The sequence below is a fragment of the Brevundimonas sp. genome (assembly GCF_023259385.1).
In the GTDB taxonomy this organism is placed as follows: Bacteria; Pseudomonadota; Alphaproteobacteria; order Caulobacterales; family Caulobacteraceae; genus Brevundimonas.
This window is the reverse complement of sequence record NZ_JAHFPF010000150.1, coordinates 1-8,723: the sequence shown is the minus strand read 5'-3', so window position 1 is coordinate 8,723 and position 8,723 is coordinate 1. Positions and strand designations below refer to the sequence as shown.

The 8,723-nt window shown below is 71.1% G+C and carries 9 protein-coding genes and 1 pseudogene; 2 read left to right on the top strand and 8 right to left on the bottom strand.

Translation table 11 applies throughout. The features are described 5' to 3' along the window. Nucleotides 1-204, top strand: a pseudogene (locus Q0C81_RS12125) (ribonucleotide-diphosphate reductase subunit beta); the annotation flags it as partial. Between the two features lie 28 nt (nucleotides 205-232). Here the strand turns inward: Q0C81_RS12125 and Q0C81_RS12120 are convergent. After that, on the bottom strand, nucleotides 233-1,015 hold the full coding sequence (locus Q0C81_RS12120) for a hypothetical protein (protein WP_291838093.1): 783 nt from the start codon (nucleotides 1,013-1,015) through the stop codon (nucleotides 233-235). A gap of 141 nt (nucleotides 1,016-1,156) precedes the next feature. On the opposite strand from Q0C81_RS12120, the gene Q0C81_RS12115 reads away from it, so the two are divergent. Further along, entirely contained in the window at nucleotides 1,157-2,188 is a 1,032-nt protein-coding gene (locus Q0C81_RS12115; protein WP_291838090.1) for an oxidoreductase, read from the top strand. On the opposite strand, the gene Q0C81_RS12110 is transcribed toward Q0C81_RS12115, so the two are convergent. From Q0C81_RS12110 to Q0C81_RS12080, 7 genes are all read right to left on the bottom strand, one after another. Then, entirely contained in the window at nucleotides 2,185-3,006 is an 822-nt protein-coding gene (locus tag Q0C81_RS12110) for a TonB family protein (RefSeq protein WP_291838087.1), read from the bottom strand. The two genes, Q0C81_RS12115 and Q0C81_RS12110, sit on opposite strands and share 4 nt — an antisense overlap. Before the next feature lie 10 nt (nucleotides 3,007-3,016). After that, on the bottom strand, nucleotides 3,017-4,483 hold the full coding sequence (locus tag Q0C81_RS12105) for a carboxylesterase/lipase family protein (RefSeq protein WP_291838085.1): 1,467 nt from the start codon (nucleotides 4,481-4,483) through the stop codon (nucleotides 3,017-3,019). Between the two features lie 92 nt (nucleotides 4,484-4,575). Next, nucleotides 4,576-5,334 carry a molybdopterin-dependent oxidoreductase gene (locus tag Q0C81_RS12100; protein WP_291838083.1) on the bottom strand — a complete coding sequence of 253 codons (759 nt, stop codon included), beginning with the start codon at nucleotides 5,332-5,334 and terminating at the stop codon, nucleotides 4,576-4,578. Further along, nucleotides 5,331-6,086: a cytochrome b/b6 domain-containing protein gene (locus tag Q0C81_RS12095; RefSeq protein WP_291838081.1), complete on the bottom strand. Its 756-nt coding sequence runs from the start codon at nucleotides 6,084-6,086 to the stop codon at nucleotides 5,331-5,333. Before Q0C81_RS12095 ends, Q0C81_RS12100 begins: the two co-directional genes overlap by 4 nt. Before the next feature lie 43 nt (nucleotides 6,087-6,129). Beyond that, nucleotides 6,130-6,606 (bottom strand): cell wall hydrolase, encoded by a 477-nt coding sequence (locus Q0C81_RS12090; protein WP_291838077.1) that lies wholly within the window; start codon nucleotides 6,604-6,606, stop codon nucleotides 6,130-6,132. Between the two features lie 87 nt (nucleotides 6,607-6,693). Next, complete coding sequence (locus Q0C81_RS12085) at nucleotides 6,694-8,154, bottom strand: HAMP domain-containing sensor histidine kinase (RefSeq protein WP_291838075.1); 1,461 nt, start codon at nucleotides 8,152-8,154, stop codon at nucleotides 6,694-6,696. Nucleotides 8,155-8,194: 40 nt separating this feature from the next. After that, nucleotides 8,195-8,723, bottom strand: a 529-nt coding sequence (locus tag Q0C81_RS12080) for a TVP38/TMEM64 family protein (RefSeq protein ID WP_291838070.1), incomplete at its 5' end; no start/stop codon positions are given.

The following is an 8,723-nucleotide window of genomic DNA, read 5'->3' as shown; positions in this document are numbered from 1 at the left end:
CTGCCCGAGCTGTTCGGCGTCAAGGAAAACCCGCTGCCCTGGCTGCAGTCCCTGCTGTCGGGCGTCGAGCACGCCAACTTCTTCGAAGCCCGCGCCACCGAATACTCCAAGGCCGCGACCAAGGGCTCGTGGCACGGCGCCGAAGGCGTCTGGGGCTCGTTCGACGCCCTGATGAAGAAGCGTCAGGAAGAGACGGAGGCCTGAGCCTCCGTTTAGCGGCTCGCCGCCGCCGTCACTCCCCGGTGACGGCTTCCGGCAGTTCGGTGCTGCACGAATAGGCGGCGCAGTATTCGGTCCGCATCCGGGCGGCCATGCGCTCGTTGGCGGCGAAGAACTCGGGGCTCTGGGCCTCCATCTGGTGCAGCGTCGGGAACATCACGTAGCCGGTCGGCTTGGCCAGCTCGCGCCGGTCCGCCGGCAGCAGGGTCTGCACCACGGCCAGCGGCATGACCGCCCGCCGGGCGGCGCCGTCGGCGGCGTAGGCCCGGTCGACCATCCCGCCCACGGCGGTCATCCGATCCAGATCGACGCTGCGGCTGGCCCGGTACTGGGCCGACCGGTTCTCGGCCTCGCCCATGTAGGACAGGCTGCGGCGGACCACGGCCACGTCGGCGTCGCGCACCGGCTCGCCGGCGTAGGGGCCGGGCGCCGGCGGCGGGGTGAAGCTGATGACGAAGGTGATGGGCGCGGGCGCCGGACGGCCGTCATAGGTCTGGGGCAGGACCGTGTATTTCGACAGCAGGCGCGGCACGCCGGCCTCGAAATTCAGCCCTTCCGGCGCGACGGCGACCTGGCGGCACCGCTGCAGCGTGCCCGAGATCGAATATTCGCAGCGCATCTTCACCTTGCCCGGAATGCGCGCCATGCGGGCGAAGGCGGGATAGGCCTCCGCCAGCTCATCGGCCGACGGCCGGGCGGTGAATTTCGCCGGGACGATCTCGGGCCCCTTCTCGCATGCGGTCAGGCTCACGACGACCGCCAGCGCGGCCAGTCCCGGAAGCGTCCGGTTCAGCATGGATGTCCCCCTTGAGCCGGCGCCGTCCCCTCCGGCGGCGCGGTCCGGTTCCTTATCGCGTCGATATCGCCGCTCTGGCAAGCCGGACATGGCGCCGAACGTGACCCCCGCCGGGGCGGCGGTTGCGCTAGAAAGGCGATCATGACCGCACCCAACGTCGCCCTCGTCGGCTTCGGCTACGCCGGACAGACCTTCCACGCCCCCCTGATCGCCGCCTGCCCGGGTCTGCGCCTCCACACCATCGTGACCAGCCGACCGGACGAGGTCGCGGCGGCCTGGCCCGGCGCCCGCGCCGTCCCGGCCTTCGAGACCGTGCTGGCCGATCCGGAGATCGCCTTGGTCGTCCTCGCCACGCCCAACGCCCTTCACGCGCCGCAGGCCCGGGCCGCGCTGGAGGCGGGCAAGGCGGTGGTCGTCGACAAGCCCTTCGCCCTGTCGCCGGCCGAGGCGCGCGCGGTGGCCGATCTGGCCCGGGCGAAGGGGCTGTTCCTGTCGGTCTTCCACAACCGTCGCTGGGACGCCGACTTCCTGTCGCTGCAGCAGCAGATCGCCTCGGGCGTTCTTGGGGCCGTCCGCACCTTCGAGAGCCATTTCGACCGCTTCCGGCCCGAGGTCCGCGACCGCTGGCGCGAGCGGGACGGCCCCGGCGGCGGCGTCTGGAATGACCTGGGTCCCCATCTGATCGATCAGGCCCTGGTCCTGTTCGGCCGCCCGCTGGGCGTCTCGTGCGACCTGGCCGTGCTGCGTGAGGGCGGTCAGGCCGTGGACTGGGCCCACGCCGTGCTGCGCTATGCGGACAAGCGGGTGATCCTGCACGCCGACATGACCTCCCCGGCGCCCGACCTCCGCTTCGCCGTCCAAGGCGCGAAGGCGAGCTGGCTCAAGTCCGGCCTCGACGTGCAGGAGGACCAGCTGAAGGCGGGCGTGCCCGTCGGCGGTCCGGGCTGGGGCGTGGATCCCCGTCCCGCCACGCTCGTCGACGGCGCCACGGGCGGGCGCACGCCGGCGCCCTGTCCGCCCGGAGACTATCCCGCCTACTACGCCGCCGTCGCCGCCGCCCTGACCGGCCAGGGACCGAACCCCGTCCCGCCCGAACAGGCGCTGGCCGTCATGGAGGTGCTGGAGGCGGGGATCGAGAGCAACCGGCTCAGGGCCGAGGTTGCGCTCGCCTAGGGGCGAACGGAATCGGCGGATGGGGCGGACAGGACCGGGCACTCGAACTGGGTGCAATACAGGGCCCTCAGGCGATCCATTTGCGCCCGGCTGACCGCCTCGGACTGATCGCTCGCGCTGGCGATGGCCTCGTCGGAGGGAGTCGTCGGAGGCGGGCCTCCGGCAGCCATGACGGCCAGCTGGGCGGGTGACAACAGACGGGCCATCGTGAGGACGGTCGCTGTCTTGTCGCGTTCGAGGAACTCCTCGTGGGCCTGCACCAGCATCGCGCGCACCTTGTCGACTCGATCCGCATCGACGTCGATGTGCTCCAGCGAGTCGAGGAAGTTGGCCTGGATCGCCGGCGCCAGACGGTCGGCGATGACCCGGGCCGCGGCAAGATGCGCGGTGTCGGGTTCGGGGCCTGTCCAGGGCGCGATGGGATCATACGGCCGCGTCCGGAAGCGGATGGGGAATTGGACGGTCGACTTGGTGTCCTGGCCGTCGACCACCCGCGGGTTCACGCGGTACAGCGACGACAGCGACAGACCCGCGCGATCAAAGCCCAGACCTCGCGGCTTGACGTCCACGACCTCGCAATGGTCCAGCCCGCCGCTGGCCAGAGCCGTGCAGCGTAATGTCACCTCGCCCTCCTGGCCGATCGCAGTGGCGAACTCCGGATAGGCCGCGCTCAGCTCTTCTCCGCTGGGAACTGAGGCCCAGGTCGGATCGGTGACCGTCGCGGGGCGCGGCGGCGCGGGCGGCGGCGTCTGGGCGCTCGCCGTGCCCGTCATCAGCATCAGACCGGCCGGCAGGGCCGCCATCCACGTCGCACGCATTCCTTCCTCCTCAGGTCCCCGGCTGGACATACGGGATTCGCCCGAAGAAGCGCCGCTCGTCCCCGCGTGGATCGTTCTCCATCCGCGAGGCCCGGTCCAGCACCATCGTCTCGCGGCGCTCCAGCGAATAGGGCGTCCAGCGCGGCAAGCCGGGATGGTTGGGGTCGCCGGTGCGGGCGAAGGCCAGCAGGGCGTCCGCCATCCGGTCGGCCATCGCCTGTCCCTCCGGCCCTGAAGCGCCCGACCCTTCCGCCTCGACATTGTCCAGCATCAGCGGGATGTCCGAGGTGTGCCAGGCGCCCGTGCGGCCGTTGCTCCGGCGGCTGGGGAAGTCCAGCTGGTAGACATACGCCGGCGCCCCCTGCGCGGCCCGCGCCTCGGCCTCGATCACCGCCGCGCGCCACGACCGCGCCGCCGTCGTGGCCCGGATCAGCACGTCGTCGGGGCTCAGCTCGGGATGTTCGGCGCGGTACCAGGCGACGACCTCCTCGGGCGCCACGTCGATGCGCATCTGCGACGGCGTCAGCCTGGCGGGCAGGCTTTCCCACGTCAGCCCGGCGTTGGCCGGATCGTCGCCGAGGAAGGCCAGGGTCTCCTCGCGGCAGTTGCCGATCATCATTGGAATGGACGCCGACTGCGCCGGGGCGTCGGGCCAGAACGGGTGCCGCGTCAGGCTGCGCCCATCCAGCACCGGCCCGAAATAGAGGGAGCCGCCGAGGATGGGGTCGGTCGCGCCCGCCGCCTCGATCAGCCGCTCGACCGGCAGGGTGCGCACCTCTTCGATCCGGTCAGGCGTCAGCCCCAGCGCCTCCAGCCAGACCTGCCCGCGCCGGGTGGCGTTCAGCGGGCCGGACGCCGTCACCTGCTGACCGCTCATGGTCACGGCGCGGTGGAACAGGCCCGCCGCCGCGGGCATGGCCATCAGGGTGGCGATCTTGGCGCCGCCGCCGGACTGGCCCACCAGGGTGACGCAGCCCGGGTCGCCGCCGAAGGCCGCGATATTGTCCCGCACCCACTCCAGAGCCAGCACGAGATCCAGCTGGCCCAGATTGCCGCTGTCCTCGAACCCCGGCGCGATCCGCGCCAGCGGCGCATAACCCAGCGGGCCCAGCCGATGATTGACGGTGACCACGACCACGCCGCCCCGGGCCGCCAGCCGCGCCCCGTTGGTCAGCGGACTGGAGCCTGAACCGGTCGAATAGGCCCCGCCGTGGATGTAGACGATCACCGGGCGGCGGCCCGGACGGGTGTCCGGCGTCCAGACGTTCAGGCGCAGGCAGTCCTCCGCCTGGTTCGGCTCGCTACCCCGCTGGGGCGAGGCGGGGCCGTAAGCGTCGGCGGCGTAAGGTTCGCTCCACGATGCGGAGCGTTGCGGGCGGGCGAAGCGTCCGGCCCGACCGTAGGGCACGCCCTTGGCGGCGGCGACAAGGCCGTCGGCGAACAGGCGCACGCGCCCCGAGGTGGTCGGGACGATCATGGGAATGCGCGTTCGAGCCGTTGCTCCGTTCGCCCCAGCGATCAGCACGACCCCCGCCGCCAGCCCCAGTCCTTGCCCCAGTCCCCGACGGGTCAGATCCCCGCGTACCACTCGTACCCCCGGTCTTCCCAATAGCCGCCCTTGCCCCGGCCGAGGTGGGCGAAGCTCTCCACCACCTCGATGCGGCGGATGTATTTGGCGTGCTTGTAGCCCAGCTGCCGTTCGACCCTGAGCCGCAGCGGCGCTCCGTGCGGCACGGGCAGGGTCTCGCCGTTCATCAGATAGGCCAGGATGGTCTGCGGATGTCGGGCGTCGATCAGGTCGATGCTCTCGTAATAGCGCTCGCCGTCCTCGCGTTGATCCAGCGCGTCGAAACAGTGGAAGACCACATAGCGGGCCTCGGGCTTCAGCCCGGCCTCGTCCAGCAGGGTTTCCAGCCGCACGCCCATCCATTCGGCGATGGAGGTCCAGCCCTCGACGCAGTCATGCTTGGTGATCTGGGTCTGGGCGGGCCGCCGCTTCAACTCCGCCAGCCCCAGCGACAGCGGCCGCTCCACCAGCCCGTCGATGACCAGCCGGTAGTCGCTGAAGCCGTTCGCCTTCAGCGCCAGATAGTCCGACGCCGCCGGATCGACCGAGCCGTTGGGCCGGAAGTCCGGCGAGATCTCGGCCTTGCTGTAGGTCGGCGCCAGGGCGTCCCGGGGCACCACCAGCCGCTGCGCCCGTCGGGTCAGCCCCTCGGCCATCCGCCGCGCCTGATCCGTCACGGCGTAGACGGCGCGGTCGCAGGCCGACAGGGCGGCGGCCCCGGCGGTCGCCAGCGCTCCGATGAGCCATCGGCGGCGGTTCATTCCGTGTCTCCGGCGCTGGGCTCGATCCGGAACCAGCCCGTGACCATCGCCCGCATGTTGTTGGCCAACCCGGTCCAGATCACCAGCCCGACGTGGACCAGGATGAAGCCGACGATCAGCCCGGCGGAGATGAAATGCAGCGTCCGCGCCGACTGCCGTCCGCCCATGATCTCCAGCAGCACCCCGCCGATGGCGTTGAAGCCCGGCGACATGGACAGGCCGGTGATCAGCATCATCGGCAGGACGATCAGGACCATCGCCAGATAGGTCAGCTTCTGGATCACATTATAGACCCGCGCCCGGTCGTCCTTCGGGAAGTCGAATTTCGCATGCTCGACCACGGAATGGGGCAGATCGCGGATGTCGGCCCTGGTCGGCCACAGCCGGCGGGCGAACCGGCGCGAGAGGAAGCCCCAGGCCAGATAGACCAGGCCGTTGGTCACGAAGATCCAGGCGAACAGGAAATGCCAGCTGCGCGCCGTGGCCAGGTCCCGCACCGACGGCAGCATCAGCCATCCGGGCGGCGCCGGCGGGCTGAACCATGGATCCGCGAAGGTCGAGCGCAGGCCCCAGTACAGGTGCGGATGCGCCTGCAGGATGTTCAGCCCGGTCATCAGCAGCACCACGACCGCGACGACGTTCAGCCAGTGGGTGATCCTGACCCACGCCGGATGTCGGAACGTCTCGACCCGCCCATCCGCCAGCAGGCGGTCGGCGTACGGATCAGGCGGCGGGGCCGGGGTCTCGGTCATGTGGGCCGGACGGTGTCACGCCCCAGCGGCGTGTTCAATCGGTTCAGTACCGAGGCGCGATCGGCGCGGCGGGCGTGATGCACGGGCGGCGACTGGCGCGGCAGGCGGCGACTTCGGCCTCCCAGGCGGCGCGGTCTCGCTCCCACTGGGCCTGGGCCGCGTTGGCGGCGGCCACGTCGGCCTCCCACTGGACGCGGGCGGTGCTGGAACGGGCGCTGTCCGCCTCCCAGCGCTGGGTCTCGCTGTCGAAGCGGGCTTGGTCGGCGGCCTCGGCCTGTTCGGCGGCGGCGTTGCGGGCCGCGATGCTCTCGTTCAGCTTGGCGGTGGCTGAAATCTCGGCCGGATCCTGAGCGGACTCCGGGGCCGAGTGATAGGTCTCGCCGCGCAGGCGCAGCCACTCGTCCGAGCCGGGCGCCGGCGCGGCCGCCTGCGGTTCCGCGACCGGCTTTGCGGCCTGGGCCACGGCGGGGGCGGCTGCCATCGTCAGGGCAGTGATGCAGGTCAGGACGATACGGATCATGTCAGGTCTCCTGAAGCGGGACGTCGCGGACAAGCTGGACCGTTTCGAGGCGCTCCGCGAGCGATAACGCCGGTCACGCGATTTGGCTCAGTTCGGCAGGCGCAGTTCGAACGTCGTGCCCGACGGCCCGGTCTCGACCAGGGTCAGGGTTCCGCCGTTGTTGACCGCCAGCTCGCGCGAGATCGTCAGGCCCAGTCCGCTCCCGCCGGACGCCTTGCCGCTGACGAAGGCCTCGAACAGCTTCTCCGACAGGCGCGGCGGGATGCCCGGCCCATCGTCGCTGACCAGGATCACGCAGTCGCCGTCGGCGGTCGAGCCGCTCACCCGCACCGTGCCGCGCTTGTCCGGCCGTGTGGCGTCGCCCTCGATGGCCTGCCGGGCGTTGCGCATCAGATTGACCAGGATGCGGTACAGCTGGTCGGGATCGGCGTGGACGTTGAACCGCGGGGGCAGGCTCTTCACCAGCCGCACTCCGTCCGGGGACAGCCCCGCATCCTCGGCGGCGAGCGTCAGGGCGGCGGCCAGCGGCGCGCGCACCTTCTGCGGCTCCGGCTCTTCGCTGCGCCCGTATTCCAGCACGTTGCGCGACAGGGCGGCGGCGCGGCTCAGCGCCCGTTCCAGCCGCGGCAGGGCCTTGGCCACCGCCGGGTCCGGCGAGTCCGCCAGCCGCTCGGACGCCATCTGGGCCGAGGTCAGCATGTTGCGCAGGTCATGATTGATCTTGGCCACCGCCTCGCCCAGCGCCACCAGTCGGGCGCGCGAGCGCAGGGAGTGGCGCACTTCTTCCTGCATGCGGGCCAGTTCGCGCTCGACCCGACCGATCTCGTCCTGCCGGTCGCTGGGCGGATCGCCCTCGCTCTCGGGGTCCTCGGCGAAATGCTCGATCGAGCGGGTGACCCGACGCAGCGGCTGCAGCACCAGGAAGGCCAGGCCGGCGTACAGCAGGGCCCCCGCCACCAGGGAGACGAACAGCGAGGTGATCAGGCTGTTCAGCAAGAAGGTCTTCAGCTCCACCTTCAGCGGCTGGGCCGGGGCCAGGATCTCGATGAAGTCGCCCGAGCGGTAGCGCGGCCGCGCCTGCACCCGGATCGAGCGGTCGGGGTGGCCGAACAGGGTCTGCCACGGGTCGATCAGCCGCGCGACGGGCCGTTGCCTGCGCAGGTCGATCAGGTCCGGCGTGCGGGGCAGGTTGGGGGCCTGCAGCAGCAGCCGCCGCACGCCCTGGTCGCCGACCACAACGGCCTGCACCCCGCCGATGGCCAGCAGCTGTTCGGCCGTGTCGTCCTCGACCGCGGAATAGGGCAGGGCCTCGACGCCCACGGACGCCAGCTCCGCCGACTGCAGCCGGTCCAGCAGCCAGCGCTCGTGGAAGCTGGCGGCGCTCGGCGCGATGATCAGCACCTCGACCGAGGCGGCGAAGACGAAGGTCAGCAGCAGCAGCCGCCACGCCAGCGCGTCCGGCGCGTGGAACTTCACGTGCTCGCGCCAGTCGGCGGGAACACGCAATCCCTTGCGGACATCGCTCAGAAGGGCGCGCAGGCGCGTCATGCTCCCCCTAACGCAAGGCTTGGCTGAAGGGCTGCTTGTCTCACGTCGCGGCCTTCCGGCCCAGAGCCGCCTGCAGCCCCTTCATCGCGAACGGCAGCACCACCGCCAGCACGAAGACCCCGGTCATGGGCGCCCAGAACTGGCCGAACAGGGCCTGGAAGTCCGGGTTGGGGTCGGTGGCCAGCAGGCTGTTCAGCCGGGCGCCGATCCAGCAGTAGATAATGTGCGCCGGCAGCAGGCCGATCACGGTGGCGATGGTGTAGGGCGTCAGCCGCACCGCCATGACGCCCGCGGCGATGTTGATCATGTGGAACGGCACCACCACCGCCAGCCGGCTGGCCAGCACGTACCAGAACGTATCCTTGTCGATGGCCGCGCAGACCTTCTGCATCAGCCCCTGGTCGCGCTCGGCCTTCTCCCGAAGACTGCGGCCCAGCGCCGTGCGCGCCACGCCATAGACGATCAGGGCGCCCACCGTGGCCGCGATGGAGGTCGAAACCCCGCCCACCCACGGCCCGAACAGATAGCCCGCGGTGATGGTGACGAAGAAGACGCCGGGCACCACGCTG